At 29.7% G+C, this 25,858-nt stretch carries 24 protein-coding genes and 2 pseudogenes; 12 read left to right on the top strand and 14 right to left on the bottom strand.

Features of this window, described 5'->3' with window-relative positions; genetic code table 11:
• Nucleotides 1-57: 57 nt before the first annotated feature.
• The 5 genes from ACW9UN_RS08795 to ACW9UN_RS08775 all read right to left on the bottom strand — a co-directional run bounded on the left by ACW9UN_RS08795 (nucleotide 58) and on the right by ACW9UN_RS08775 (nucleotide 4,970).
• The gene (locus ACW9UN_RS08795; protein ID WP_459485981.1) at nucleotides 58-240 is read right to left on the bottom strand and encodes a CPXCG motif-containing cysteine-rich protein; all 183 of its coding nucleotides are present in this window, start codon (nucleotides 238-240) and stop codon (nucleotides 58-60) included.
• Entirely contained in the window at nucleotides 237-1,244 is a 1,008-nt protein-coding gene (locus ACW9UN_RS08790; protein WP_459485875.1) for an NADP-dependent oxidoreductase, read from the bottom strand. Before ACW9UN_RS08790 ends, ACW9UN_RS08795 begins: the two co-directional genes overlap by 4 nt.
• Nucleotides 1,245-1,255: 11 nt before the next feature.
• Complete coding sequence (locus tag ACW9UN_RS08785; RefSeq protein ID WP_459485874.1) at nucleotides 1,256-3,247, bottom strand: alpha-ketoacid dehydrogenase subunit alpha/beta; 1,992 nt, start codon at nucleotides 3,245-3,247, stop codon at nucleotides 1,256-1,258.
• A gap of 107 nt (nucleotides 3,248-3,354) precedes the next feature.
• A complete protein-coding gene (locus tag ACW9UN_RS08780; RefSeq protein ID WP_015480214.1) occupies nucleotides 3,355-3,834 on the bottom strand; it encodes an Lrp/AsnC family transcriptional regulator in 480 nt (159 codons plus the stop codon).
• A gap of 74 nt (nucleotides 3,835-3,908) precedes the next feature.
• On the bottom strand, nucleotides 3,909-4,970 hold the full coding sequence (locus tag ACW9UN_RS08775; protein WP_459485873.1) for a M14 family metallopeptidase: 1,062 nt from the start codon (nucleotides 4,968-4,970) through the stop codon (nucleotides 3,909-3,911).
• 343 nt (nucleotides 4,971-5,313) lie between these two features.
• Between ACW9UN_RS08775 and ACW9UN_RS08770 the strand changes: the two genes are divergently transcribed.
• From ACW9UN_RS08770 to ACW9UN_RS08760, 3 genes and pseudogenes are all read left to right on the top strand, one after another.
• Nucleotides 5,314-5,667, top strand: coding sequence for a helix-turn-helix domain-containing protein (locus tag ACW9UN_RS08770; RefSeq protein WP_459485871.1), 354 nt, complete (start codon nucleotides 5,314-5,316; stop codon nucleotides 5,665-5,667).
• A gap of 14 nt (nucleotides 5,668-5,681) precedes the next feature.
• Nucleotides 5,682-6,461: pseudogene (locus tag ACW9UN_RS08765) on the top strand (HipA family kinase).
• Nucleotides 6,451-6,834 (top strand): DUF3037 domain-containing protein, encoded by a 384-nt coding sequence (locus ACW9UN_RS08760; protein ID WP_459485868.1) that lies wholly within the window; start codon nucleotides 6,451-6,453, stop codon nucleotides 6,832-6,834. The pseudogene ACW9UN_RS08765 and the gene ACW9UN_RS08760 overlap by 11 nt, the downstream one beginning before the upstream one ends.
• Here the strand turns inward: ACW9UN_RS08760 and ACW9UN_RS08755 are convergent.
• From ACW9UN_RS08755 to ACW9UN_RS08730, 6 genes are all read right to left on the bottom strand, one after another.
• The gene (locus tag ACW9UN_RS08755; protein WP_459485866.1) at nucleotides 6,829-8,136 is read right to left on the bottom strand and encodes a leucine-rich repeat-containing protein kinase family protein; all 1,308 of its coding nucleotides are present in this window, start codon (nucleotides 8,134-8,136) and stop codon (nucleotides 6,829-6,831) included. The genes ACW9UN_RS08760 and ACW9UN_RS08755 overlap by 6 nt on opposite strands.
• Before the next feature lie 52 nt (nucleotides 8,137-8,188).
• Complete coding sequence (locus ACW9UN_RS08750) at nucleotides 8,189-10,627, bottom strand: M1 family aminopeptidase (protein WP_459485864.1); 2,439 nt, start codon at nucleotides 10,625-10,627, stop codon at nucleotides 8,189-8,191.
• 149 nt (nucleotides 10,628-10,776) lie between these two features.
• Nucleotides 10,777-11,322 (bottom strand): GFO_1091 family lipoprotein, encoded by a 546-nt coding sequence (locus tag ACW9UN_RS08745; protein WP_459485862.1) that lies wholly within the window; start codon nucleotides 11,320-11,322, stop codon nucleotides 10,777-10,779.
• A gap of 59 nt (nucleotides 11,323-11,381) precedes the next feature.
• A complete protein-coding gene (locus ACW9UN_RS08740; protein WP_459485860.1) occupies nucleotides 11,382-11,900 on the bottom strand; it encodes a GFO_1090 family protein in 519 nt (172 codons plus the stop codon).
• A gap of 42 nt (nucleotides 11,901-11,942) precedes the next feature.
• Nucleotides 11,943-12,377, bottom strand: a complete 435-nt coding sequence (locus tag ACW9UN_RS08735; RefSeq protein ID WP_459485858.1) for a PG0215 family putative anti-sigma factor — start codon at nucleotides 12,375-12,377, stop codon at nucleotides 11,943-11,945.
• A complete protein-coding gene (locus ACW9UN_RS08730) occupies nucleotides 12,364-12,873 on the bottom strand; it encodes a GFO_1088 family ECF-type sigma factor (RefSeq protein WP_459485856.1) in 510 nt (169 codons plus the stop codon). The genes ACW9UN_RS08735 and ACW9UN_RS08730 overlap by 14 nt, the downstream gene beginning before the upstream one ends.
• A gap of 148 nt (nucleotides 12,874-13,021) precedes the next feature.
• Between ACW9UN_RS08730 and ACW9UN_RS08725 the strand changes: the two genes are divergently transcribed.
• Both ACW9UN_RS08725 and ACW9UN_RS08720 read left to right on the top strand, forming a co-directional pair.
• Entirely contained in the window at nucleotides 13,022-14,497 is a 1,476-nt protein-coding gene (locus ACW9UN_RS08725; RefSeq protein ID WP_459485854.1) for a S41 family peptidase, read from the top strand.
• A 1-nt stretch (nucleotide 14,498) separates the two neighbouring features.
• Nucleotides 14,499-16,004, top strand: coding sequence for a GFO_1087 family putative carboxy terminal peptidase (locus tag ACW9UN_RS08720; protein ID WP_459485852.1), 1,506 nt, complete (start codon nucleotides 14,499-14,501; stop codon nucleotides 16,002-16,004).
• Nucleotides 16,005-16,111: 107 nt separating this feature from the next.
• On the opposite strand, the pseudogene ACW9UN_RS08715 reads toward ACW9UN_RS08720, so the two are convergent.
• Nucleotides 16,112-17,016, bottom strand: a pseudogene (locus ACW9UN_RS08715) (DUF72 domain-containing protein).
• Nucleotides 17,017-17,155: 139 nt separating this feature from the next.
• Nucleotides 17,156-18,124, bottom strand: a complete 969-nt coding sequence (locus ACW9UN_RS08710) for a patatin-like phospholipase family protein (protein ID WP_459485849.1) — start codon at nucleotides 18,122-18,124, stop codon at nucleotides 17,156-17,158.
• Between the two features lie 86 nt (nucleotides 18,125-18,210).
• Between ACW9UN_RS08710 and ACW9UN_RS08705 the strand changes: the two genes are divergently transcribed.
• The 5 genes from ACW9UN_RS08705 (at nucleotide 18,211) to pepT (ending at nucleotide 22,925) form a co-directional block, all read left to right on the top strand.
• Nucleotides 18,211-19,254 (top strand): WD40/YVTN/BNR-like repeat-containing protein, encoded by a 1,044-nt coding sequence (locus tag ACW9UN_RS08705; RefSeq protein WP_459485846.1) that lies wholly within the window; start codon nucleotides 18,211-18,213, stop codon nucleotides 19,252-19,254.
• Between the two features lie 312 nt (nucleotides 19,255-19,566).
• Nucleotides 19,567-19,824 (top strand): hypothetical protein, encoded by a 258-nt coding sequence (locus ACW9UN_RS08700; RefSeq protein WP_459485844.1) that lies wholly within the window; start codon nucleotides 19,567-19,569, stop codon nucleotides 19,822-19,824.
• 73 nt (nucleotides 19,825-19,897) lie between these two features.
• Nucleotides 19,898-21,094 carry a C10 family peptidase gene (locus ACW9UN_RS08695; protein ID WP_459485842.1) on the top strand — a complete coding sequence of 399 codons (1,197 nt, stop codon included), beginning with the start codon at nucleotides 19,898-19,900 and terminating at the stop codon, nucleotides 21,092-21,094.
• A 4-nt stretch (nucleotides 21,095-21,098) separates the two neighbouring features.
• A complete protein-coding gene (locus ACW9UN_RS08690; RefSeq protein WP_459485840.1) occupies nucleotides 21,099-21,590 on the top strand; it encodes a hypothetical protein in 492 nt (163 codons plus the stop codon).
• A 93-nt stretch (nucleotides 21,591-21,683) separates the two neighbouring features.
• On the top strand, nucleotides 21,684-22,925 hold the full coding sequence (pepT, locus tag ACW9UN_RS08685; RefSeq protein ID WP_459485838.1) for a peptidase T: 1,242 nt from the start codon (nucleotides 21,684-21,686) through the stop codon (nucleotides 22,923-22,925).
• 225 nt (nucleotides 22,926-23,150) lie between these two features.
• Here pepT and ACW9UN_RS08680 read toward each other — a convergent pair whose 3' ends face one another.
• Nucleotides 23,151-23,690, bottom strand: a complete 540-nt coding sequence (locus ACW9UN_RS08680; RefSeq protein ID WP_459485835.1) for a 1-acyl-sn-glycerol-3-phosphate acyltransferase — start codon at nucleotides 23,688-23,690, stop codon at nucleotides 23,151-23,153.
• Nucleotides 23,691-23,845: 155 nt separating this feature from the next.
• Between ACW9UN_RS08680 and ACW9UN_RS08675 the strand changes: the two genes are divergently transcribed.
• Together ACW9UN_RS08675 and ACW9UN_RS08670 are read left to right on the top strand one after the other, a co-directional pair.
• Nucleotides 23,846-25,183, top strand: coding sequence for a DNA recombination protein RmuC (locus tag ACW9UN_RS08675; RefSeq protein WP_459485833.1), 1,338 nt, complete (start codon nucleotides 23,846-23,848; stop codon nucleotides 25,181-25,183).
• A 443-nt stretch (nucleotides 25,184-25,626) separates the two neighbouring features.
• Complete coding sequence (locus ACW9UN_RS08670; RefSeq protein ID WP_459485831.1) at nucleotides 25,627-25,857, top strand: hypothetical protein; 231 nt, start codon at nucleotides 25,627-25,629, stop codon at nucleotides 25,855-25,857.
• The last annotated feature ends 1 nt before the right edge of the window (nucleotide 25,858 follow it).

The raw sequence follows: 25,858 nt of genomic DNA, 5'->3' as shown, positions 1-25,858 counted from the left end.
TCAAAACTTTAGGAACTTATGAAACCTACAAGGTTTTGAAAACCTTGCAGGTTGTTTTTACTGCTCTATAGACTGTGCATTAAAACCAATTAATTCTCCATGTTCAAAGGCAGGTGAAACCTCAATAGGATTGCAACAAACCTCGCAATCTTCAATGTAGGTTTGTTGCTGAACACTAGTATCTAATAGCATTGAAATTTCTTCCCAACAATATGGGCATTGAAAAAAATGTTCCACTATTCTTCGATTACTTTTAAAACTAATTTGCCTTTTTTATCCCCAGAAAATAATCTATGATAGGTTTCTTGAAAGTTTTCTATGCCTTCGTAAATATCTTCTTTCGATTTTAATTTACCTTCTTGCATCCAAGTGCCCAATTGTTGTGCAGCTTCACCAAACTTATCAGCATAATCCATAACTACCATGCCTTGCATTGTAGATCTGGTGATTAATAACGACAAGTAATTGCTTGGTCCGTTTATTTTAGATGTATTGTTGTATTGCGAAATGGCGCCACAAATTACCACTCTTGCATGTTTATTTAATTTACTCAATGCTGCATCTAAAATTGCGCCACCAACATTATCGAAATACACATCAATTCCATCAGGACATTTTTTCTTTAAAGCTGTATAAATATTTTCTGATTTATAGTCGATTGCATCATCAAAACCTAATTCATTTACTACATAATCACACTTTTCTTTTCCACCAGCAATTCCGATAACTGTACACCCTTTAATTTTTGCAATTTGCCCTACAATACTACCAACAGCGCCAGCAGCTCCAGAAACCAAGACAATATCTCCTTTTTTAATTTTACCAACTTCTGTAATTCCGAAATAAGCAGTCATACCAGGCATCCCTAAAGTACCAATATACACAGGCATTGGCGCTAAATTGGTGTCAACTTTATACCAATTATCGCCATTGGTAATTACAAATTGTTGTACACCACCCCAACCCGAAATTACATCGCCAACGCTAAAATTTGGGTTACCATTATTTTTGATAATTGTACCAATAGAACCCGCTCTCATAACAGCATCTAAAGCCACAGGTGGAATGTAAGATTTAGAATCATTCATCCAACCACGCATTGCAGGATCTAATGAAATATAATGCTGTTGTACTAAAATTTCGCCTTCTTTTAACTCCGGAATTTCTTTTGACTCTAATTGCCAAGTATCTGAATCTGGGACTCCTACAGGACGTTTTTTTAAGATAATTTGTTTATTTTTCATGTATGTTTTAATTAATATTGATGTAAAAATTGTATTCTTTCTCTTAATCTATTTTTTGATAAATATTGATGTTCTAAATCTGTTTGAAAAGGAATGGGTGTATCTAAACTTGCCACACGTTGTACAGGCGCATCTAAAAATTCAAAACAATTTTCGTTGATTAATACTGATATTTCACTTGCAATTCCGCCAAAAAGTGAATCTTCTTGTACAATCATTGCTTTTCCTGTTTTTTTAACGGATGAATAAATCGTATCAATATCTAAAGGTTGTAAAGTTCTTAAATCAATTACATCAGCATAAATATTTGATAGATTTTCTAACGCTTCTAAAACCCAATGCACTGCAGCTCCATAACTAATAATTGTAAGGTGATTTCCTTGTTGAACTAAGTTTGCTTTGCCGATTTCTGTAGTATAATACTCTTCAGAAACATCTTGATACACAGATCTGTATAAAGCTTTGTGTTCAAAAAACAAAACAGGATTTGGGTCTTGAATTGCACTAATTAATAATCCTTTAGCATCTTGTGGAAATGCAGGATAAACAACCTTTAAACCAGGCGTTTTTGTAAACCAAGCCTCATTGGTTTGACTGTGAAAAGGACCAGCCCCAACTCCTGCTCCACAAGGCATTCTAATAACAACATCTGCAGCTTGTCCCCATCTGTAATGCGATTTTGCTAATAGATTTACAATTGGATTAAAGCCAGAAGAAACAAAATCTGCAAACTGCATTTCTACCACTGATTTTATGCCATTTACAGCCAAACCATAAGCTGTGCTTACAATTATGGATTCGCAAATGGGAGTATTTCTCACTCTTTCTTTTCCAAATTTTTCTAAAAAACCTTCTGTAATTTTAAACACTCCACCATATGCTGCAATATCTTGTCCCATAATTACCAAATCAGCATGTTTTTCCATGGCAAATTTTAATCCATCAGAAATTGCATCAACAAAACGAATCTTTTTTTTGTTTGATGAAGGTTTGATTGGCTGATAATTAAAAGGTTTAAAAACATCATTCAACTCTGTTTCTAAATTCGGAATTATTTTTTCTTCATCAAACGCAAGTTGTAAATGCTCATTGATTTCAGCTGTAATTTCTTTTTTATATTCATCGATTAAAGAACTGGTTAAAACCCCTTTATTTATTAAATAGTTTTCAAAATTATCAATTGGATCTCTGGCTTTCCAAAACGCTAACACATCTTCAGGAACATATTTTGTGCCACTAGCTTCTTCATGACCACGAACTCGAAACGTTTTAAACTCAATTAAAATGGGTCTAGGATTTTTACGAATACTTTTCGCAAGTTCATCCACTTTAGTGTAAACTTCTAAAATATTATTGCCATCTATTATAAGACTTTCCATTCCATAGCCAATGCCTTTATCAGCAATATTTTTACAATTAAATTGCTCTGAATTGGGCGTAGACAAGCCATAACCATTATTTTCTATGCAAAATAAAACGGGTAAATTCCAAACAGACGCAACATTTAACGCTTCATGAAAATCGCCTTCACTTGTGCCACCTTCACCAGAAAAAACAGCACAAATTTTGTTATTGTTTTTTAGTTTGTTGGCCAAGGCAATTCCGTTTGCAACTCCCAATTGAGGCCCTAAATGCGAAATCATACCAACAATCTTGAATTCTTGCGTACCAAAATGAAAACTTCTGTCTCTGCCTTTTGTAAATCCGTTTGCTTTTCCTTGCCATTGAGAAAATAATCGATACAAAGGAACATTTCTATTTGTAAAAACACCAAGATTTCGATGCATGGGTAAAATATATTCCTCTTTCTCTAAAGCTAAAGTTACACCTACAGCAATCGCTTCTTGCCCAATACCAGAAAACCATTTCGATATTTTACCTTGACGCAACAGAATTAGCATCTTTTCCTCGATTAAACGAGGTTTTAATAAACTTTTGTATAAATGCAATAAAGAAGCATTATTAAAGCTTGTATTTAAAGAATAATCAATATTTAAAGGCATTAAATCTGTTTTTGGCAACCCTAACAAATATAAATAACTTTATTCCATAAAAAAATCCTTATCATTTTTTGTGATAAGGATTGTGTAGTATTGATGTAATTTTATTTCTATAATTCAGCAAAAATTGCGTGCATCATACGTTTTTTATCGTTAATGCTTTCTTCTAGTGCAATCATTGTTTCAGTTCTGTTTACACCTGGCACATCATCAATTTGATAAATAATATCTTTAGCATCGTTGGTGCCTTTTGCTCTAACTTTACAGAAAATATTGTATTTGCCTGCAGTTACATAAGCTACAGTAACATTTGGTATTCTTCTTAAATTTTCAATAACACTTTGTGTCATTGATGTTTTCTCTAAATAAACGCCTACATGCGCTATAAACGAATAGCCCATTTTTTCGTAGTTTAATGTTAATGTAGAACCTTGAATGATACCTTCATCCTCCATTTTTTTAACGCGTACGTGAATAGTTCCAGCAGAAACTAGTAACTGTTTTGCAATATCTGTAAAGGGAGTTCTAGCATTTTCTATTAAAATATCTAAAATTTGATGATCAATTTCGTCTAAGATAAATTTTTTCATTTTAAGTATTATTCAATTATCGATACAAATTTATAAATTAAATTTAATTAAACAAGTAAAAAAATGATAAATACTTAATTAATTTCGCTGTCGAAAACGATTTCGGAGTGTCCTATTTTATCATTCAGTGAATTTTCGCCTTCAACCTTGCTTAAATGTGATACAAATTTGCCTTCAATTATACTATCTTGATATTGAAAAGCAATGTTTTTTGAAGAGTTTTTATATCTGTGGATGACATCATAAAAGATTTTTACATTATTAGGGATGTCAAAATAAGGCGAATAATGAGAAAAGTCGTCAGAAACTGCAATGTGAAAAATACCTTGTAAAATTGAATAAAAAGTATATTCTCTAGAAATTTCCCTGTCATAATCATCAGGATAATGTCCTGATTCAATTAAAATGGTGTTAAAGCCTAATTTCTGAAAATTATCTCCTGTAGCTGTTGGATAAAATTCGTCTGTATATCTCCCCACAAAATTAGGAATCATTTGTTGTAACATGGCATTCATGGCTAGAATTACATTCATGGTTTCTTTTCTACCTTCTGTAATGGCCCTTGTTTCTTCTTCTGATGGCGCTAAAAATGATATTGTTGCTGGATTTTTAGTGCCTTCTACACCAAAAATAGTTCTTTGGTCATGTAAATTGAAACAAAACTGCGGATCAAATTCTTCTAAAGTTGTTCTAAGCAATTTACTTTCTTTTGCAACTCGATCTACAGCATCTCTGTTTAAATCAACTCCATTAGCGTTAATTCTTGTGTAGGCTTGTGCACCATCAGGATTTAGCATTGGTATAAACAGCAATGTGCATTTTTTTAAAATTGTTTCTAAAAATTGATTTGAGGTATTAGAAAAACAATTAAACAAATCGAACAAGGCTTTAGTACCTGTACTTTCGTTTCCATGCATCTGAGACCATAACAAAACTTTCTTTTTCCCTGAACCAATTTTTAAGGTGTAAATTTCTCTTTGTTGTTCAGAAAAACCAAGTTGTTTGATTTGAAAACTCTTTTGATGCTTTTTAAATAAACTTTCGATATCGTTTAAAGTTATCCATTTGCCAAAAAGTTCGGTTTCTTTTTGTTCTTTAAAAATGGTTTTTAAAATTTCGGGTGATAAAATATTCACTGAGTTGTATTTAGAACGACAAATTTAGACTATTGTATATTAGTATACAATTCTATATTTACAATTGTAAATTGCTGTGATGTTACAAATGTAAATTAGAAAACACTGTCCATTTGTTAACTTTGTAAACTAATTTTTCAGAATAGGTTTTTAAGTTATTTTAAAAAATAAAAATAATCAATACTAGAATTAAAAATACTTGTAAAATACTTAAAATAAATTGTTTAATAAGTTTCATTAAAGTAATGGTTTAATCAATATATTATCAATTAAAAGAATCAGTATTAAAAAATTGGATGCTATTTTATATTGATTTACATTTGTAATAAACAAGCTATTTACAATGTTAAACAGTTTAGAATTTACAACTCGAATAAAAAAAATAATGGATTATCATCAACTAACAGCATCTTTATTTGCTGATAAAATTGGTGTACAACGTTCTAGTATTTCTCATATTTTATCAGGCAGAAATAAACCGAGTTTAGATTTTATTCTTAAAATTACTTCTCAATTTAATGATGTAGATATTGATTGGTTGATAAAAGGAGAAGGAACTTATCCAAAGAAAATTGAAAAAAAAGAGGTTGCTTCTACTCCAACTTTGTTTTCAAATCCGTCTACAAGTGATGAAAAAAAGATTCAAAGAATTGTTGTTTTTTATTCTGATGGAACTTTTGAGGAATATCACAAATAACATATCTTAGTTTTATGAAAACAATTGATATTAGAACTGTAAATGTGGTGCAGTATTTACAACCTTTAAGAGAAGGTGGTTCTTTGCCTGCTATTGTAAAAGCTGATGACGGATTTTTATATGTTCTAAAATTTAGAGGTGCAGGACAAGGAAAAAAGGCTTTGATATCAGAATTTATTGGTGGCGAATTGGCTAGAGCTATTGGTTTACATGTTCCTGAATTGGTTTTTATGAATTTAGATGATTCTTTCAGTAAAACTGAACCTGATGAAGAAATTTAAGATTTATTAAAGTTTAGTGTAGGTCTTAATTTAGGATTACATTTTTTATCTAGCGCTATTACTTATGATCCTTTAGTTTCTATTGCAGATGAATTTACAGCCTCTAAAGTGGTAATTTTAGACAGTTTAATTAGCAATATTGATAGAACAGCAAAAAACACCAATCTTTTAAATTGGAACAACGAACTTTGGATTATTGATAATGGAGCGAGTTTTTATTTTCATCATAATTGGGAAACTTGGGAAAATCATTTAACTCGAACTTTTCCTTTGATTAAAGATCATGTTTTACTACCCAAAGCGACTCAATTACAAGAAGCTTCTAAAGAAATTCAGCAATTGATTACTAATGATGTAATAGCAGAAATTGTTTCTAATATTCCTGAAGATTGGTTGATTAACGAAGGCGAAACTTTAACAACAGACGAAATGAGAGCTGCTTACATTCAGTTTTTATGTGCAAAACTTACAATGATTGATAAATTGGTAAAAGAAGCTGAAGATGCAAGATAAAGTTACTTTTGAATATGCCATTATTAGAATTGTACCCAAAGTGGAGCGTGAAGAATTCTTTAATATCGGCGTTATTCTTTTCTCGAAAAGAAAGAAGTTTTTAAATATGAAATACCATATTAATCCTGATAAATTAAAGGCTTTAGCACCAGATTTAGAAGTTGATTTTTTAAATAACTATCTAAAAGCTTGGAAATTAATTTGCGATGGAAAATCTACAGGAGGTAAAATAGCCGAGTTTGAAATTTCGGATCGTTTTAGATGGTTGGCTGCTTGCAGAAGTACTATTATTCAGAGTTCTAAAACACATCCAGGCCTATGTGATGATCCAGAAAAAGAGCTTCAAGACATTTTTAAAAAATATGTTTTATAAAGTAAAACTATCGAGTTTAGCTAAAATATCTGAAAAATTAGGACGCTGATTTACAGTAGAATCCAAACAATCATCCATCAAATTAATTAGTGCTTTGTATTTAGAATTCTCAATTTCTGATTTATCAACTAAATTTAATAAATCCTCTAACAAACAACCAAAAGCTCTTACTTCAATTCTTTCGATATTTGCGCTTAATTCACTGCTTTTATCATAAAATGTGGCAGCTCCAAAATCACCAAAAAGAATTTCTGATGTATTATTAATTAAAATATTGTGCGCATATAAATCTCCATGATGAATCCCTTTATTATGCAAATGATTAGCAACTGAAGCCATACTTTTGGCTATTTTTAAAACTTCATCTATTGTAAAATGCTTCTCCTCAAAAACATCTCTTGTGCAAGTTGTTAAACTTGGCGGATTTCCTAAATTGATAAAACTCGGCGCTATCAATTTCATTAACAAAGCATTCTTATTTTCTGGATGCGCCTTAATTTTTCCTAAAATCGGGATTAAATTTTGATGATTTCCTGCAGCAATAGACGCTTTCATTTCATCTTCTGGCAAACCATCACTCGTAACATCACCTTTAAAAACTTTTAGAGCAACATCTTGATTTTTAGTAACCCAATGCGCTTTTGATATAATTCCTGAAGCTCCTTGACCTAAAACCTTACTGATCTTAAAATCTTTCCAATTATAAGATGGCAACTCATTATCTATTTTGATGTTGTGTGTAGCCGGATTTCCATCAAAAGCAATCCAAGATAATTTTGGTAAAGAAAATAACCATTTTGGAATTGTTTTGAGTTGGTTTGATGAAACTCTAAGCAATTCTAAATTTTTACAACTCTCCATTTCTTTAGGCAACTCTTCTATTGAATTACCAGCCATGGGAAGTTTTTGTAAATGAACACAATTTCCAATACTTTTAGGAAGTTCTTTTAAATTGTTATTGGTTAAAATTAACCATCTCAATAAAGGTGGAAAAGCATTTTCTGGAATGGTATGAATTTGATTAGATTTAAAACCAATCATACTCAACATTGGCAATTCTGCAAGTATTTTTGGGTATTCAGTAAACTTGTTATTCCCTAAAAAAATAGTTTTTAAGTTTTTTAATAGAACAAGATCGTTAGGTAATGCTGATAACTGATTGTTAGATAAATCTAAAATTTCTAGTGATTCTGATAAGGAGTATATTTCTTTTGGAAACTCGGTAAGACCACAAGATATATTTACTCTTTTTAACCCCTTTAATTTACCTAATTTTAAATCGTCTAAATTATGCGTTGTCATTTGCCCGTTTTTAGGCAAACATATGCAATAATAATTAGGATAAATTTAAAAATTACAACAATTTAGCCATAGCCGTTTTAATTATTTCGATATTTCGATATTTATTGCTATTATCGGTTTTTTTCTGGTCATTTACCATATTTCGCATTAAATTAATTACAACCTTATCAAAATTAAAACCTTTAAACTGATTTCCTTTTACAACCATATCATCTACTACATTTTGTATGGCTTCTGTATTGTTGCTTTCAGAAATTTGCTGAAATGCCTTTTGATACAGCGCTTTAGTAGTATCATCATTAGTTAAAAACATACCAGAAACAACAGATTTTGCAATAAATGGCAATTCAGATTCATCTTTTTCTTCGATAAAAATTTGTGTTAATGGCGTTGCTAAAATTTTACGAACTTCATCTGGCAATTCTTTCGATTTTTTAATAGCCAACTCTTTATCTACATAATACATAGAAACTAAAGCTTTACCCAAAACCGAATACGATTTACTATTTAGAGCTTCTACAAAAATTGGTTTTAATTCAAGATCTGTTAATTTACCTAAAGTATGTATTGCTTCTGCCTGTACTAATGTTTTAGGGTCGTTATTTGCCATTTGCATAATTTTTCTGATGGCATCTTTTTTAGAAAATTTATTGATTAAATCAATTTTTTGGAGTGCTAAAATTCTAATTTTATAGGATTCATCATTTAAAGCGCTTACAACTGCATTAAAAACATTTTTATCATCTTGCTTACCTAGAATTTGCAGTAAAGCTTCTCTTCTGTGGGCGTAATTATCAGCATTTTTTAATTGAAAAATATACTCACTTACTATTTTATTTTCATGGATTTCACAAAGCAAAACATTATCTGCATTTACTTGAATTAAATTAGGTTGATTGGTATAAGGAAATGTAAAAGATGCATCATTGGCTTCTACAAAAACCGTATGCCTTGTTTTTTTAGAACCTTCAAAAATATCGATAGTAAAAGGGAATTGAAACGTTTCTCCTTGCAACTGAATAATATTTACGGTAACTGTTTTTTGCAAAGTATTATAATCGTAAGAAATTTCTATATTTGGATGATTTGCACCAAAATACCACTGGTTAAAAAACCAATTTAAATCTTTTCCTGTCAGTTCCTCAAAAACCAAACGCAATTCATGTACTTCCGCAGTTTTGTATTGGTATTTGGTTAAGTAATTTTTTAGGCCTGTAAAAAAGGCTTTATCGCCTAAATAATTGCGCAACATATGCAAAACTGCACCACCTTTATTATAACTTACTAAATCGAATAATTCTTCTCTATCATCATAATTAAAACGGACCAAAGATTTACTTGAATTCTGTCCATTTTTATAGGCTTCAACTTGTTCAAAATAATGCATTTCTGCGGCCACTTTTCCATATTTATATTCTTTCCATAAATACTCTCCATAATTTGCAAAAGACTCGTTTAAAGTAACATTCGCCCAACTTTCTGATGTAACTAAATTACCAAACCAATGGTGCATGATTTCATGTGCAATGGTGTTTTCTTGTGCATTATGATCAATTAATTGCCCTGGTTTTTGATAGGCTTGCTCTCCATGTACAACTGCTGTAGTATTTTCCATAGCTCCAGAAACATAATCTCTGACCACTATTTGGCTGTATTTGTTCCAAGGATAATCAACACCTAACTTATCTGCAAAAAAGCCTATCATTTCTGGTGTTAAACCAAAAATAGCTTTTGCATAAGGCGCATATTCTTTTTCTACATAATAATTTACAGGAATATTTTTATAAAAATCTTTAATAATTTCAAATTCGCCAATACCCATAAACGCTAAATATGGTGCGTGTTCTTGATCTAATTTCCAATAATCGGTTCTGTTATTACCGTTTTTGGTTTGACTTATTAATGCGCCATTTGATAATGTTTTATATTGATTAGGAACAGTAATATAAATTTCTTGAGACATTTTTTGATTTGGGGCGTCAATAGTAGGAAACCAAGCCGAGTTTGCTTGAGTTTCTCCTTGTGTCCAAATTTGAGTGGGCTTATTTTTATCGATACCATCTGCATTGATAAAATACAAACCTTTGGCTTCTGAAATTTGTTGAGTTGTTTTATCTTTTACCTTTTCTGGCTGTGCAATGTATTTGATATAAATGGTAAATTCCTCATTTCTTTTATAGGTTTTGGGCAAGTCTATGATTAACTCATATTCATCATAATTGTAGCTTACCTCTATATCATTTAACGTTATTTTTTTGATAACCATTGCATTTGCATCTAAGGTAATTTTATTGGTGCTGTAAAAATGAGGTTTTGCGGTTATCCAAGCTTCACCATTCATTGTTTTATCAGAGAAATTAAAATCTACTTTTAATTTGGTGTGTACTAAATCGTGAATTTTTTCTCTTTCGGATTTATAGGCGCTACTTTGACCAAAATTTTTTATACTAATCAGCAAAAAACAAAAAACTACTATTTTTTGAAATTTCATAAATATCATTTTCTTGAAGCTTCAAAAATACTAAATATGATTATAGAAGCTGTTAATGAGCAGTTAAATTCAAAAATTATACCAAATACCTCAAAAAAAGCTGCAATTCCCATAGAAATTGCAGCTTTTATTTTTTAAAAAATCGAAATTTATATTCCGCTGAAACCTTGCATAAAATTTTGTAGTGCTCTACTATTACCTTCCATTTTTACGCTATTCATCATGTCTATAATTTTGGCAGGATTCATGTTTTCGCCCAACAATCTGGCTACACCAACACCTTGTTTGTCTCCATAGCCAAAAGCAATAACTTCATCTATGGCATCTGTATCTCCAGTGTAAAAAACTTTTACATTCATTCCTTGAAATTTCATTGCCATTAAGCTTTTATAATCTTTATTGTCTTTAAAAATAGCATTCAGTTTTACTTTTTCAGCTTCGTAACTCGTTGTATTTTCTGCTGTTTTTGGTAAAAAGACATAATTTATTTTTTTGATACTTTTTATCGTTTCTTTTACATCATCAGAAACATCAACTTTAGCAGACATTAAAGAGCTAATTGGTAAATCTCCCGTAAAAAAACCTTCTTTTCCACTGGTATCTACCAAATAGCTTTGTAACGATTTTTCATTTTTACAAGAACTGGCAAATACAACTAGAAAAACTAGTGCAAATATTGTGGTTAATTTTTTCATTTTTAATGTTTTTATGTAAAAGTCAGGTTTAATGTTTTAAACCTGACTTTTAAAGTTAATTACTTATTTTCTTTAACAATCTTGTCTGTGTATTCAGACATTTTGTTAATGTCTATATTACCTGTTAAAGATAACACCATAGCTTCTGATACACCTTTGGTATGTTTATCTATGCCTTTTACAAACATTAAAACTTCGCTAACATAATCTTTATTGCTTGTGGCTTTTACATAAATCTTAACCCTAGAACCATCTTCTTTAATTCGCATTAATTGAGTTAATTTCTTAGATTTAATTGATGTGTTTACCATACTTTCCATTTTAGAAGCAATATCTAAATCTTTAGTAGAAAACATTTTAAATTCTTTTAAATCACCAACCATTTCAAAGGCTTGTATTACTTCATTATCATCAGATTTGACATTTTTAGGCTGAAACTTTTTTAACAGCTGAAAAGCATCTTTGGTAACTACTACCATATCTACACCACCCATATCTTCTAAACTATCGAAAAGTGATTGTGCGCTTGTAAGCATTGGTGCTACAACAAATGCTATTAATATTATTATTTTTTTCATAATTTCTGTGTTTACTTGGTTTTACTAATTTATACTTGGTTTTTATTTTAAAGCTTTATTGGCTTTGTCTTCTTGTTTGTACAATTGTGCTACTGCTTGTTCTCCTTTCTTTAAGTTATTAGATAACAATTGTAAGCCTTCATTTACTTGTGCGTAAATTCTTTCTGCTTCTTTTCTTTGCTTATATTCTTGGTATTCTTGTTGACCAATAAATACGCTAAATAAAAGTACTATTGATGCTGCTACAGACAACCATTTAAAGTTTATCTTATTCGATTTTTTAGGTTCTAACTTTATGGTTTTTGTATACGTTTCATCTTTGGATGTAGCAAAATAGGAGAACATATAACTGTACTCTTGCAAGTGTGGTGCAACATCCTCTTTTGTAAAATAGTCTTTTAGGATTGCCTCTTCTTGTAGCGTAGTTTCTGCGTTTTCGTATTTTTCTACTAATTTTTCTATGTTAGCTAACTCCATAGTTGTGTTTTTTAATTAATTCTTGTCTTATTGTTTTTCTTGCTCTAGATAATGCTACTCTTACTGCAGTCGGTTTCATAGCTACCATTTTACAGATTTCTTCAAAATCATACTGTTCAACATCTCTTAATTGAATAATTATTTTTTGTTGTTCTGGTAAATTTTCTATCAATTGGTGTACTTGGTTTACACTGTCTTGATATTCCATTTTTTTATCTAAAGACGTTTCTTTCTCTTTGTAATTACTATGTACTAAAGTTAAATTACTGGCTTGCTTACTTTTTAAACGATCATAACAATAATTTTTTGTCATGGTCATTGCAAATGCTTCTACATTCTTGTAATTTTCAATCTTTTCTTTGCTTCTCCATAATTTAAAGTACAATTCTTGAGTAGCGTCTTCGGCTTCTTCTGTAGAAACTAATAAACGTTTTGCAAGTCTAAAAACTTTATCTTTAAAGGGTAACACAACTTTTAGAAAGTCAGATTGATTCATTTTTTTATTTATTTTCTGATATTTTATCTTTTTTTATCAGGTTTACATAATTACGACGAAGCACAATATATTTTGTTACAAATTATGATAAAAAAATACTATTTCTGTTTATATTGCGTTACAATAAGTGTATTTTATATAGTATTTTATGATAAGAAAAATATTCTATTTCTTTTGTTTGATTGCTTCAGTTTTGGTTTTTCAAAAGTGTAACAAAGATTCTTACGAATTGCCTGAAGATTTGGTTGTACACGATTTTGTTTGGAAAGGATTAAACGCATATTATCTATATCAAGAAGATATTAATAATTTATCGGATACAAGATTTAGTTCTGATAGAGAATTAAATGCTTTTTTAAGCAGCTACCCAGATTATAATGAATTATTTAACAGTTTATTAATTCCTGAAGATATAAAATCTACTTTAATAGAAGATCACGCTACAATTACTGAGCCACAACTTAGAACAAGTTTTACACATGGTTTAGAATTTACTGTTTTTAAAGAACAAGATTCTGACACTTTACTTGTTGTTGCTTTAGATGTTTTACCATTATCTTACGCAGCTACACAAAATATTTCTAGAGGTGATTATTTTTTTGCAATAGTAAATACTGCAAAAGATACCATAGCATTACGAAATGATAATTTTGAGGATGTATTAATTAATTACAGCCAAGATACTTTAAAGTTGGTAAAAGCAAATTATAATGGAATTGATGTTACTGAAACCAATGAGGTTATTGCATTAGTGAAAAAAAATTACACGCACCCTGCCATTAACCTACAAAAAGTAATTGCAAATGGCACAAATACAATTGGCTATTTAGTTTACAATAATAATTTTTCTACGAATTATATCAACAATTTAAACACTGCTTTTTCAGACTTTAAAAACCAAGCTGTAAATCAATTGATTTTAGATTTACGCTATAATATTGGTGGTGGCAGTTTTGCTGAAAATATTGCGCAAATATCAAGTATGATTGCTGGTCAGTTTCCTCAAGAAATTATAATAAAAGAAGAGTGGAATGCAAAAGCACAAACATGGTTTTTAGAAAATCAACCTGATTCGTTACAAACAAAATTCCCTACACTTTTAAACGAAACTACACCTATTGAAAGTTTAAATTTAACCGATGTTTACATTATTTTAAATGGCGAAAATTTTACAGGTTCATCTGCAATAGAATTACTTATTAACAGTTTAAATGCTCATATAAATGTTCATGTTATAGGGAATCAAACAGCAGGAAATAATACAGGAGCCATTACTTTATACGATGCTATAGATTATGATTTTGAGGGTAAAAATGAAACCCATACAGTGGCAATTCAACCTTTAGTATTGCGTTTTTTAAATAATAATAACGAAACCTACGAAAACGGATTTACACCAGATATTGACCTTTGTTTGCAAGAAGATGCACTTAATTTAGGAGTTTTAGGAGAAGATTCAGACCCTATTTTAAACCAAGTATTAAACTACATATTTACGGGAAATTCAGTATCTAATAACAATTGTAACCCAAATAATTTAGAGTATTTATACCATAGTATTAGTAGCCAAAGAGAAACAGATAATGGTGTATTTATAAAACAAGATTTACCCAATACGAATTAATATGAAATCAATTTTTAAGCTTAGCATCCTCTCGTTTTTATTTCTACTTGTGTCATGTTCTAAAAAAGAAGATGAAATCAACACAGTTATAGAAGAAGAATTTGTAGTTTCTGTTGAAGATGAAATTAATTTTTTTATATGGAAAGGTTTAAACCTATATTATCTATGGCAAAAAGATGTTGCAGATTTAGATGATGATAAATTTAAAATAAGTGAAAATACCATTAATTTAACTGATCTATACACCCATTTTAGACAATATAACTCGCCAGAAGAAACTTTCGAAAATTTGTTAAATAGACCAACAGATCGTTTTTCTATTATTGTTGATGATTACGTAGACTTAGAAAATTCTTTTCAAGGCTTAAACTTATCTTCAGGAATGGAATTTGGCTTGGTAAGATATAGAGATACCCCAAGTAATGTTTTTGGCTATGTACGTTATGTTGTGCCCAATTCTTCTGCAGCTTCTAACAATGTGCTTAGAGGTCAAATTTTTAATACTGTTGATGGGATGCAAATTACAGAAAACAATGCTTTTGCTTTATTGTTTGGCAGCAACACAAGTTTTACCATTGGTTTGGCAAATTATAATAATGGTAACCCAACAGCAAATGGCCAAACCATATCTTTAACTAAAACAGAACTTCAAGAAAACCCTGTTGCGGTTGCAAAAGTAATTACAGAAGGGAATCAAAAAATTGGGTACTTAATGTACAACCAATTTGCTTCTAATTACGATGCACAATTAAATGCTGTTTTTGCAGACTTTAAAGCAGAAAATATCGATAATTTAATTGTAGATTTAAGGTACAATCCTGGTGGTTTTGTAAGTTCTGCCACGTATTTAGCAGGCATGATTACTGGGCAGTTTAATGGTGAATTGTTCTCACAGAATATTTGGAATAGTAAAGTTATGAGTGCTTTTTCTGCAGATAATTTTACCAATAATTTTACCAATGAAATAAGAAATACCGATGCCAATGGCAATGTAGTTTTGCAAGAAAACCTTAACAGTTTAGGCTTAACAAAAGTATATTTTATTACCTCTAATGCTTCAGCTTCAGCATCAGAATTAGTTATAAATTCGTTAAGTGCTTATATAGATGTGCGTGTTATTGGCACTACAACAACAGGTAAACAAGAAGGGTCAATTACCCTTTATGATTCTGATGATTTTTCAAAAAATGGTGCAAATCTGAAACAAAATCATAGATATGCAATGCAACCTATTGTTTTTGAAATTAGCAATAAAGATGGGATAAATTACAGAGATGGAGTTGTGCCTGGCAGTGAAGCATTTCCAGGTGTATTCTTGCCTGAAGATTTTGGTAACCTTGGGGTTTTAGGTGAACGTACTGATCCTTTATTAGAGGAAACTTTGAATTATATCAGTACAGGAGCAAAATCAACACAAAAGGCATCTAAAAAAAACAATTTTAAAGAGATTTTTAATTCGAAACTGGCATATCCAGCCAAAGATAATATGATTGTTGATTTAAAATAAAACTGCAAAGCAATTGCTATTTTCTATTCTTGTCTTTGTAGTACAGTTAAAAAAAAACGTAATTTAGGTAATTTCAATAGAGCTTTTTAGATTGATACAGATTTAATTTACAATAAACTCAACTGCCCACTATCATTTAGAGTTTCGTTATGATTAGGAATTTGTAGATCGAATCCGAATTCCCTGTTTAGATTTTTTATAAAATATGCCGCCAATAATGGAGATTCTTTCTCTATGTTTTGATGGATAAAAAAATGTATGTTTTCAAACCTGAATCAATCCACTCTTTAAGTTTTATAATCCAATCGTCTAATCTTTGGTAATCAGAAGGGTGATTTGCACCTACAAAACGTATAAATGCCTCATTATTGGTTAAACGATTGTGTATCATATCTCTTCTTCCAGCAGTATCAACCAAAACATTGGCTATGGCATACTGCTCTAATAAGTTTGTAAATTCTTCAAAAATTGATTTGTCCGCAAACCAATCTTTATGTCTAACTTCTATAGCCAAAGGTAAATCTTTAGGCCAACTATCAATAAAGTTTTGGAGTAATGTAAAATTTTTAGGGCCAAAATTAGCATGAAGTTGTAAAAAAATTGTTCCTAATTTTTCTTTAAGAGTACTAAAATTATCAATATAAGAATTTACAACAGCTTCTACCCCATTTAAACGTTTCCAATGGCTAATTTCCTGTCCTAATTTTGGAAAAAACTTAAAATCTTTTGGGGTTTTATCTTTCCATTTTTCAAACTGTTGTGCTGGAAAATTTCTGTAAAAAGTAGCATTTAATTCAATACAATTAAATTGTTTCGAATAATATGCTAATTCGTCTTTTGTCCCTTTTGGATAAAATCCTTTTAAATCTGCTTTATTCCATTTTGCACAACCTACATAAAAACTTGGCTGCCTATTTTTTTTATATTTAGACAGCACTTTATAGGTTTTTGGGTGAGTTTCTGGAATTGCAAAATCTATAAGTTCTGGATCTTCTACTCTACCAAATTTCATTTTTTCATTTTTAAATAGGCTTATAATTATTCTAACAAATCAATAAATTTAGTGTTTTTTTAGCTTATTGACTTAAATATATTTAATATGATACAAAGTCCATTTGAGTAATTACTACAGAAAAAAGCTTCTCAAAAACCTAAACGTTCATGTTTTCAACATTATCTATTCCTTCATCTATTTCTTGATCTGTCAATACATCTGGTCTAAATTCGCTCATTAATTCTTCACGTTTAGACTTTGCGTATTTAAAACCAGATTTCCACCATTTGCGCATTTTCTTTTCATCAAAAACTAAAGAATTTGTTGTTAACACAGTGGGTGTATAATATAAATTTAACTTTACGTTCTTATTATTTGCAGCTAATTTACCAATGGTAATGTTGTGTCTTTCTACTTGAATCATCATAAACTCAAAAACATCAAATAGCAAGGAAAACGGATTTTTAGAATGCAATCTATTTATTTGTGTAACTTCAGTTTCTAAAATTATGGCATCAATTTCAGTAGCTCCTCTTAAAATTGCTTCTCTAATAGGTACTAAAGACCCAAAACCACCATCTGCATATTGTTGATTGTTTTTTTCAAGTAAACTCATAAAAGGTACATAATTGCAGGAACCCCAAATCCAATCACAAAAATCTTCGTAAGTACAATCATTACTCGATTTATATTCAATTTGATTGGCGGTTAAATTAGAAACTGTTACCACTACTTCTTTTTGCGTTTTTGCAATGGCTTCAAACATTTCTTGGGTAATGTTCTGCCTAATTAAACTCCTTAAATTTTTACTTTCACCAAATGTTTTTCTACCTTTTAAAAAATTCATTAAGGTATTAAAATGATTGATGCTCACTACTTTTTCGCCAGCCACTTTTTTTATTACAAAAGGATTATTGCTAAAAATAGTTTTTTGATTCACATTGGTGTACAACTTCTTCAACTCATCTAACATGCCTAAAGCCAGATGAGACACCATTAAACTACCTGTAGAAGTACCTACAAACAAATCATACTCTCTTTGTTCTTTGGTCATTAAATATTGCGCAACTCCACCTGCAAAGGCGCCTTTGCTTCCACCACCAGAAATAACTAATGCTTTTTTCATCAAAAAATGTTTACATAAAGAATTCTATAAGACTTGCATCTGTTTCTTTTAAAATACTTTATTTTAGCTTATAAAAATAATCAAAAATGAAAAGAATACCACTATTTACCCTTGCTTTACTTTTTATCATTTCTTGCGCTTCAAAATACGAACCCAGAACACTTGATTCTATAAATATTAAAGAATTCAAAATTCCTAAAACCAGCATAAGAGCTATAAAAGCGATTGATGCAAAAACAGTATTTTATGCGGGCTCACAAGGTGATGTTGGTTTCAAAACAGATCAAGGAGTTTCCTTAAATGCCTTGAATATCAAATACCACGATACTATAATTCCTCATTTTAGAAGTTTAGCTTTTAATGGTAGCGATTATTTTGTGCTTTCTATAGCAAACCCTGCTTTATTGTATAAAATTTCTGAAGGAAAATCTAGTTTAGTATATGTAGAACAACATGAAAAAGTATTTTATGATGCCATGAAATTTTTTGACGATAATACCCATGGAATTGCAGTAGGCGATCCTACAGAAAATTGCGCATCTATTATTTTAACTGCGGATGCTGGAAAAACTTGGCAAAAAATAGCCTGTGATAAACTCCCAGAATTCGTTGATGGAGAAGCTTTTTTTGCGGCGAGTAATACAAATATAAAAACCATAGGCAGTACAGTTTGGATTGCCTCTGGAGGTAAAAAAGCCAGAGTATTAAAGTCTGATGATTTTGGGCAAAATTGGCAAGTTTTTGAGACTCCAATAGTGCAGGGCAATGGGCCTCAAGGTATTTATTCTATAGATTTTGCTGATTATAATAACGGAATTATAATAGGTGGAGATTACTCTAAACCTAATAAAAACAAAGCCAATAAAGCCATTACTATAGATGGTGGAAAAACATGGACTTTAGTTGCAGATAACCAAAACCCAAATTATAAAAGTTGTGTACAATATGTACCTAATACAGATGGAAAAGAAGTTTTTGCAGTGGGTAAAACTGGTATATCATTTTCTAATGATGGAGGAATTACTTGGAATGAAGTTTCTAAAGAAAGCTATTATGCCATTGATTTTGTTGATAAAAATACAGCTTGGCTAAGTGGAAATGAAAAGATTGGAAGATTTGTTTTAGATTAATTCATGAAGTATTTTTTAAAATTTTGTTTATTCCTTTTTTGTATTTCTCTATCCCTTACTTCATGTAAAAAAAATCTCAACAAAGTAAAAAGTATCATCGTGATGCTAACTTTATAAATTCTGAATTAAAAATATTGAGGACTTCAAAAATCATTTTTCTATCCAACTCCCTAAAAATTGGAAAGTTGAATTGTATTATGATAATATTCAATCTTCTATTTACGGCGCAGATACCACAAAGCAATTATCAAATACTACTATTTTAGACATTTAATTAATTCAAAAGAGTTTTTTTTTGATGAAACTATGAAATTGAATTTTGAAAAGGAATTGTTAAAAAATAATTTAATAAGATTAGATCAACAAAACTTAAAATTTTATAATAAAGAATCTTATGTTTCAAATTCAGTGGGAAAAAAGGGAAATAAAAAATACAGCGAATTAGATTATTTTATAAAGTTGGATAACCAAAAATTTATACATTTAAAAATAGCTATTTATGGAGATTCTTTGGTTGATGAAAGAATTTGTGAAGCTATTCAGCTAATTGAAACTATTAAGATGAATTAATAAAAATGATAAATATCATATTTTAAATAGTGAATATTCTTAAATTTTGTTGAATTATTAATTAAAAAAAATTATGAAAAAATTTGTATTATTTTACTGTATTATTTTAGCATCTGTTTTTGCTTGTTCAAAAGATGATCATTTTGAGACTGAAGACTTTCTCTTGGAAGAAAACTTTATTGAATTATCGTTTGTAAAAAAAATTTCTAAAGAAATTTTATTTGAGGATAAAAAGAATATTAATAAGAGTACGAAAAGTAAAAAACTAATAGATCAGAAAAGAACTCCAAAGGATATTAGTGAAGTAAAAAATGATAAAAATAAAACTACGTTTTATGTAATAAATTATAACGAAGGCGGCTATATTCTTTTATCTGCTGATAAAAGGACACAACCTATTCTTGGTTTTTCAGAAAAAGGGGAGTTTATTGTTAATGATAATATTTATCCAATTGGATTGAAGTTTTGGGTAAAAGATGTAAAAAAAAGAATTGGAGATATACAAGATTCTGATATTAAACAATCAAAAAAAAATAAATTAGCTTGGGAAGAGGTTCAATATGCTTTAACAACAGAAAGTCGTAGCGCTTTTGCTAAAGTGATAGACCCTGGATGTACCAATTATACTGAGACTATTCAAGTTGGACCTCTCATGAGTTCAAGTTGGCGTCAAAATTTAGGTTTTAATGATGCTTTACCATCTATAACTTGTAATAGCTCTAACTATCAGGTCTTAGCTGGTTGTGTTCCTATAGCTATGGGACAGGTTATGAAATTTTTAGAATACCCAACAAATTATAACTGGTCTTCAATGCCGTTAACCACAGCTACTACAACAACTGCAAACTTTATAAAAGATATACATAATGCTATCGATGATGAATACCCTAATAGTATTACATATCTTTGTGGTGCTACAGGAGTAGCTTCTTCTGCCAATATGGGTAATGTTTTAAAAAACCAATTCAATTATTCTTCTGCTGATTGGGCTAATTATAATTATTTTACCGTCAAGACTAACTTAGCAAATAATAGACCAGTTATTTTAAGTGGTGATAACGGCTCATCTGGTCATATGTGGGTATGTGAAGGATATAGACAAACCTCAATTTATTATGACGATTGCACAGGAGTAACATTCACTCCTCTTTTTTATATGAATTGGGGATGGGGAAGTAGTTATGATGGTTATTTTTCGTACAATAATTTTGATCCTGGCAACTCAAATTACAATAATAATAAAAAAATGATTTATAATATAATACCATAAAACTATGAAAAATTTACTAATAATTTTAGTTGCAATTGCCTTTTTGTCATGTAGTAATGACAACGAAAATGAAATAATATGTTGTTATAATTTAGAAAGCTTTTTTGATTTTTCTGTTTTTAATCAAGACGGTGAAGATTTATTAAACCCAAACAGTTTAAATAAACTTGACCAAAGAGATATAAAAATTTTTTATGTTTTAAATGGAGAAAGTCAAGAGGTAAACTTAGGATCAAATTATGCCTATCCTAGGGGTTTTAGGATATATGAATATCAATCTGAATATAGAATAAGAGTCTTCTTAAATCATTCAGAAAATGAATCCAAACCTATTACCTATATTAAATGGGGAGAAGATTATGGTACTGATAAGATTGATGTATCTTTTCAAAGGCATCAAAACTCACTTTTACAAGATACAATTTGGTTAAATGATGAAAAAATTTGGGAAAGAGGTGATAATACCACTAATCCTTATCTTTCCTTAATAAAATAAAAGTTAATGTATATTTTAAAAAGAGCCTTACATAACGTTTGGCTCTTTTTAATTATCTTTATTTTTAATTTAAAACTAAACTTCTAATTAGTAATGATTGATAAACAGCATATTACAAATCGTTTTATAAAATATGTAACTATAGATACAGAATCAGATCCTAATAATCCAGCTTTTCCGAGTACAGAAAAACAATGGGATTTGGCAAAACTATTAGAACTAGAGCTCAAAAAAATTGGCTTACAAGATGTTGAGCTCGATGACAATTGTTATTTAATGGCAACTTTACCTAGTAATATCGATTATAAAGTACCAACAATTGGTTTTATTGCTCATATAGATACAAGTCCAGATTTTACAGGAAATAACATAAAACCGCAAATCATCAACAATTATGATGGAAAAGACATCATACTAAATGAAGAACAAAATATTGTACTTTCTCCAAATGATTTTGATGATTTATTGCAATACAAAGGGCAAACTTTAATTACCACAGATGGTACAACTTTATTAGGCGCAGATGATAAAGCAGGCATCACAGAAATTGTATCTGCTATGGAATATTTGGTAAATCACCCAGAAATTAAACATGGAAAAATTAGAATTTGTTTTACACCAGATGAAGAAGTTGGCAAAGGAGCACATTTATTTGATGTAGAAAAATTTGGTGCAGATTGGGCATATACTATGGATGGCAGCCAGATTGGCGAGTTAGAATATGAAAATTTTAATGCAGCGTCAGCAATTGTTACGATTAAGGGAAAAATTGTACACCCAGGTTATGCAAAAGGTAAAATGATCAATGCTATGTTAATTGCAAATGAGTTTATTGCGGCACTTCCATCAGAAGAAGTGCCTGAAAAAACAGACAATTACGAAGGTTTTTTTCACTTATATGATATAAAAGGTGATGTAGAAAAGACGATTTTAGAATATATTATTAGAGATCACGACCTCGATTTGTTTGAAAAAAGGAAGTTTTTAATGCAAAAAATTGCCTCTGATTTCAACAAACGCTGGCATAAAGAATTGGTATCTGTTACAATTAAAAATCAATATTTTAACATGAAAGAAAAGATTGTGCCTGTACTACATATTGTTGATATTGTAGAAGAAGTAATGCAAGAAATTGGCATTAGAACTTTAATAAAACCAATTCGCGGTGGTACTGATGGTTCACAATTATCTTACAAAGGTTTGCCTTGCCCAAATATTTTTGCTGGTGGTCATAATTTTCATGGTCGTTTTGAATATATTCCTGTAGAATCTATGCAAAAAGCAACAGAAGTTATTGTTGGTATTGTTAAAAAAGTTGCAAAAAACTACCAATAAAAATTAATGAAAATCAATTTAAATTAGAAATTTAATCCATTCAAATAACGCAATTGTTACCTACCATAAAAAAATCTCCAAAAATTACTTTTTGGAGACCTAGTTGTAACAATTTGTAACAATGAAAAACTATGCTTTTCTTTTTAGATAAAAAAATCCCTATATTTTTAAATCAAAAGAAACATAAGATAAAAGTAGTTTTTTGTTATGGTTTTTAAAAAAAAATTAGGATAACTCAGGGTTTTTCCCCTTAACATTAAAGAAAAACCCCTCAAAATAAGCAAAATCTTTTTCTTTGTTATCTGTAGGGTAATAAGGTTCAGAAAATTTTATTTGTTTATTTTCAAAATCTAACGTTGCCATAACTATAGGTACGTTGGCACCTTTAGCTATATAGTAGAAACCTGTTTTCCATTTGTAAACTTTTTTTCGTGTTCCTTCTGGTGATAAACCCAAACGAAACTCTTTTTTTGAGTCAAAAATTTGAACAATAGCATCAACCAAATTTGCACTTTTACTACGATTTACAGGTGTACCACCTAAAGCCCTAAAAAAGAAACCAAAAGGACCTTTAAATAGCGTATCTTTACCAATAAAATTAACCATAACACCAGATGCCATTCTTGATAAGATAGCAATAGGAAAATCTACCCAACTGGTATGAGGTGCAGCAATTACTACATATTTTTTAATGTTTTTAGGAAAATCTCCCTCAAACTTCCATCCTAAAATTGTAAATAAAATAAATCTTGCTATTGTTTTCATCGACTTTTTAATAAATCAACGAAATTAAGGATTAATTATCTTAACATTAAAACTTATTTTAATGTAATAAAATATCATTTTAACTATTTCACAAAAATAATAATCGTTACAAAAAGTATAATATTCCTTACTTTTACGCTGTTAAAAAGTATTATATGAACGAGATTTTGGCTTATGTTATCATAGCATTGATTTTTAGTTTGATAGGTTTCTATATCGGAAAAATATTATCAAAATTAAATTTCGAAAAAGAAAAAACCAATGTAGAAAAAGAAAAGTCTACTTTGCAAGAACGTGTTGTTTTATTACAACAATCTAAAGATTTGGCAGAAAACAATTTTATTGAACTGCAAAAAGAGGTAAAAAACAGTCAGCAAGAAAAAGAAAACTTACTACAATTAAATACACGTCAAGATTCAGAAATAAAAAACTTACAGCTAAAATTAGAAGAACACAAAGCCGAAGTTGAAAAATTACAGAAAAAATTTACCAATGATTTTGAAGTTTTAGCTAATAAAATATTAGAAGAAAAGTCTAATAAATTTACAGAACAAAACAAAGAGAACATCAAAAACATTTTAAACCCACTACAAGAAAAAATTAAAGTTTTTGAAGATAAAGTAGATAAAACCCATAAAGAAAGTATTGATTATCATGCGGCTTTACGTCAGCAAATTTTAGGCCTAAAAGAGCTCAATCAACAAATGAGTAAAGATACTTTAAATTTAACGAAAGCCTTAAAAGGTGATAGTAAAATGCAAGGAAACTGGGGCGAATTGGTTTTAGAGCGAGTTTTAGAAAAGTCTGGCTTAGAAAAAGATAGAGAGTACTTTGTACAGCAAAGTTTTACTACTGATGAGGGCAAAAGAGTGTTACCTGATGTAGTGATTCATCTGCCAGATAACAAAAAAATGATTGTAGACTCTAAAGTTTCATTAACCGCTTATGAGCAATTTATTAATGAAGATGATGAAACTAAAAAAGAACAGTTTTTAAAAGAGCACATCAATTCTTTAAAACGTCATATCGAACAATTATCAGCCAAAAAATACGAAGATTTATATCAAATAGAATCGCCTGATTTTGTATTGTTATTCATCCCAATAGAACCTGCTTTTGCTGTAGCTTTAAATGCAGATAACCATTTGTATAATAAGGCTTTTGAGAAAAATATTGTAATTGTTACACCTTCTACATTATTGGCTACTTTGCGCACCATAGATTCTATGTGGAATAACGAAAAACAGCAAAGAAATGCCATGGAAATTGCAAGACAAGCTGGTGCATTGTATGATAAATTTAATGGTTTATTGGCAGATTTAATTGCTATAGGAAAACGTATTGATGATAGTAAAAAAGAATATTCTAATGCTATGAATAAATTGTTTGATGGAAGAGGAAACTTAATTACAAGCGTTGAAAAGCTAAAGAAAATGGGAGCAAAAGCCAAAAAATCTTTACCTGATAATATTATTGAAAGGGCTAAACAATAAGATGTAGAAATTCTTTTACTTTTCGATGGCGTTTTACAAAATAGAATTTATTATTTCTCTAATTTTTTTCTGTGATAGTCAAAAAAATATCGATTGTTACCTATTTTGTTGTTTTCTATGAAACAATTATTGAAAAATATTTTATTTCATGTAATGAATCAATAGCCAAAATCTTAGAGCTATTCAAACACCTACAATTCCCTTTTATATAAGTACAAATACATAAATGTATTTTGCTTTGCAATTGGTTAAAATTCACACAACTTAAAACCTGAATAACAGCATTTTTAATGTAATTAATACCAGTGTATAAAAAAACCAATTACATTTCCATTTTCTCATATCATTTTAGCTAATGAGTTAATATTAGCATCGATGTCGTTAACTCAAACATTAGCATCGCTTTACATTTGTAGTGAAGTTAATGTTAAAATAATAGTGATATGAAGACAAAAAATGAAGAGAAACTTTTTACAAATGAAAAAACAGATGGAATCACTAAAAATGTTAAAGGGGAACAAACCATACAAACCGAAAAAACTAAAATTTTAAATAAAGAAAAGGATAAAAATAATTCTGAAATTTTAATCGGTAAAGACATTGAAGATGTGAGTAAGGTTAAAGAAAGTAGCGATAATTTACAGAAAAAAATCTTAGAAAAATTAATGAAATAAA

The organism is Polaribacter litoreus (genome assembly GCF_054584775.1).
This window is presented reverse-complemented; position numbering and strand designations above follow the sequence as displayed.

Excerpts from the sequence above, each read along its gene's own strand:
- ACW9UN_RS08745 (WP_459485862.1), bottom strand. The coding sequence starts at position 11,322 with ATGAAAAAATTAACCACAATATTTGCACTAGTTTTTCTAGTTGTATTT.
- ACW9UN_RS08675 (WP_459485833.1), top strand. The coding sequence starts at position 23,846 with ATGAACGAGATTTTGGCTTATGTTATCATAGCATTGATTTTTAGTTTG.
- ACW9UN_RS08705 (WP_459485846.1), top strand. The coding sequence starts at position 18,211 with ATGAAAAGAATACCACTATTTACCCTTGCTTTACTTTTTATCATTTCT.
- ACW9UN_RS08755 (WP_459485866.1), bottom strand. The coding sequence starts at position 8,136 with ATGACAACGCATAATTTAGACGATTTAAAATTAGGTAAATTAAAGGGG.
- ACW9UN_RS08770 (WP_459485871.1), top strand. The coding sequence starts at position 5,314 with ATGTTAAACAGTTTAGAATTTACAACTCGAATAAAAAAAATAATGGAT.
- ACW9UN_RS08740 (WP_459485860.1), bottom strand. The coding sequence starts at position 11,900 with ATGAAAAAAATAATAATATTAATAGCATTTGTTGTAGCACCAATGCTT.
- ACW9UN_RS08725 (WP_459485854.1), top strand. The coding sequence starts at position 13,022 with ATGATAAGAAAAATATTCTATTTCTTTTGTTTGATTGCTTCAGTTTTG.
- ACW9UN_RS08710 (WP_459485849.1), bottom strand. The coding sequence starts at position 18,124 with ATGAAAAAAGCATTAGTTATTTCTGGTGGTGGAAGCAAAGGCGCCTTT.
- ACW9UN_RS08780 (WP_015480214.1), bottom strand. The coding sequence starts at position 3,834 with ATGAAAAAATTTATCTTAGACGAAATTGATCATCAAATTTTAGATATT.
- ACW9UN_RS08680 (WP_459485835.1), bottom strand. The coding sequence starts at position 23,690 with ATGAAAACAATAGCAAGATTTATTTTATTTACAATTTTAGGATGGAAG.
- ACW9UN_RS08695 (WP_459485842.1), top strand. The coding sequence starts at position 19,898 with ATGAAAAAATTTGTATTATTTTACTGTATTATTTTAGCATCTGTTTTT.
- ACW9UN_RS08730 (WP_459485856.1), bottom strand. The coding sequence starts at position 12,873 with ATGAATCAATCTGACTTTCTAAAAGTTGTGTTACCCTTTAAAGATAAA.
- ACW9UN_RS08735 (WP_459485858.1), bottom strand. The coding sequence starts at position 12,377 with ATGGAGTTAGCTAACATAGAAAAATTAGTAGAAAAATACGAAAACGCA.
- pepT (WP_459485838.1), top strand. The coding sequence starts at position 21,684 with ATGATTGATAAACAGCATATTACAAATCGTTTTATAAAATATGTAACT.
- ACW9UN_RS08690 (WP_459485840.1), top strand. The coding sequence starts at position 21,099 with ATGAAAAATTTACTAATAATTTTAGTTGCAATTGCCTTTTTGTCATGT.
- ACW9UN_RS08785 (WP_459485874.1), bottom strand. The coding sequence starts at position 3,247 with ATGCCTTTAAATATTGATTATTCTTTAAATACAAGCTTTAATAATGCT.
- ACW9UN_RS08760 (WP_459485868.1), top strand. The coding sequence starts at position 6,451 with ATGCAAGATAAAGTTACTTTTGAATATGCCATTATTAGAATTGTACCC.
- ACW9UN_RS08670 (WP_459485831.1), top strand. The coding sequence starts at position 25,627 with ATGAAGACAAAAAATGAAGAGAAACTTTTTACAAATGAAAAAACAGAT.
- ACW9UN_RS08720 (WP_459485852.1), top strand. The coding sequence starts at position 14,499 with ATGAAATCAATTTTTAAGCTTAGCATCCTCTCGTTTTTATTTCTACTT.
- ACW9UN_RS08750 (WP_459485864.1), bottom strand. The coding sequence starts at position 10,627 with ATGAAATTTCAAAAAATAGTAGTTTTTTGTTTTTTGCTGATTAGTATA.
- ACW9UN_RS08790 (WP_459485875.1), bottom strand. The coding sequence starts at position 1,244 with ATGAAAAATAAACAAATTATCTTAAAAAAACGTCCTGTAGGAGTCCCA.